The sequence below is a fragment of the Actinoplanes sp. NPDC051475 genome, from assembly GCF_040689425.1.
Classification (GTDB): Bacteria; Actinomycetota; Actinomycetes; order Mycobacteriales; family Micromonosporaceae; genus Actinoplanes.
In genome coordinates this window covers 1-1368 of the sequence record NZ_JBFAZZ010000047.1, presented here as the reverse complement: position 1 = coordinate 1368, position 1368 = coordinate 1, and the positions used below count along the sequence as shown (strand labels likewise).

Annotated in this window: 1 protein-coding gene; it reads right to left on the bottom strand. The window is 66.7% G+C overall.

Going from position 1 to position 1368, the window contains the following annotated elements:
* Positions 1–1222, bottom strand: a 1222-nt coding sequence (locus AB0368_RS38435; protein ID WP_366158979.1) for an IS4 family transposase, incomplete at its 3' end; no start/stop codon positions are given.
* Positions 1223–1368: the final 146 nt, after the last annotated feature.

Genomic DNA, 1368 nt, shown 5'->3' with positions numbered 1-1368 from the left:
TGCGGGTTTTGGTGCGTAGGCGGCGTTCGGGTAGCAGGTGGGTCAGGACGTCGGCGCCGATGACACCGACCAGATCGATGATGGTGTCGGCCAGGACGCCGGCGGCGTGCACGATCTGGTCGCGGGCGGTGTTCAGGGCGGTGGTGAAGCTGGCTCGGTCGGGGTCTGTGCCGGGCTGGCTGTCGGTGGCGTCGACCATCGCGGTGCGTAGTAGCTGATAGGCGCTGAGCAGGGCGTAGATCTCTTGTTGGATGCCGTCGGGGGTGCGGGCGCGTAGGACACGTCCGTTCAGGATTGAGGATTTGAGTTCGAGGTAAGCGGTCTCGATCTCCCAGCGCTGGTGGTAGAGCCGGATCAGTTCGGCGGCGGGATGGGTGACCGGGTTGAGCAGTGTGGTGATCAGCCGGTATCCGCCGGTGTGGGTGCCCGCGCTGGTGGTGATGCTGATCTGCGCGTCGATGACCCGGATCGGCAGCCCGCCGATGGCTGAGGAGAAAGACCCATCGCGGTGGCGGCGCAGAGTGGGCAGTCTTCGGCCGGTCTTGCATCGGATCAGTAGGTGAGCGCCGGTCGCGGCCAGAGTGGCGATCAGGTCCGCGCCGGCGTAGTTACGGTCGGCCAGCAGCAGCATCCCGGGCCGCAGGCTGCGGGCGAGGTGGCGGGCCTGGTCGAGTTCGCCGACGCTGACCGGGTCGAACACGGCGTCCAGCACTGAGCGAGTGCCGCAGGACAGCAGGGCGCTGAGCCGCAGTTGCGGATAGCCGGAACCACCGTTGTGGCAGCGTTGTTTGGCATAGCGGCTGCTGTTCGCGGCCGAGTCCGCGACCGTCAGGAAGGTTCCGTCGATCACCGCCAGTAGCAGGCCCCGCCAGCGCACCTGGGCGGCGCTGGTGACGGCCGGGCCGCGCAGCAGATCGAACAGCGCCTGCACCGGTCGCGGGCCGAGGCGTTGCCGGGCTTGGCGCAACGCGCTACCGCTGGGCGCTGCGAGTGGCAGACCGGACAACCCACTGGTCAGCTTGGACCACACCTGCCGGTATCCGAGCTCGGCGAACAGGCATCCTGCAAGCAGCAGATACATGACGACCCGGGCCGGCAACAGCCGGACCCGTGACTCAGTTCGCCTGGTCATGGCCAGGACATCATCGACCATCTCGAACGGCACCAGCCGGGTCAGCTCACCCAGATGACCCGGCGCGAACACCCCCGCGGCTACCCTCACCGTCCGAGTTATGGCAATCTCATCAGCCAGCGGAGCTCCAGGTTCAAGGGCGTCTTAGAGTGACCACCCTCTATACCTGAGCTCCGCTGCTTTACGTCTCCGACACGCCTTGACGACCACACCAACCACCTAACTGAACGGCGTTG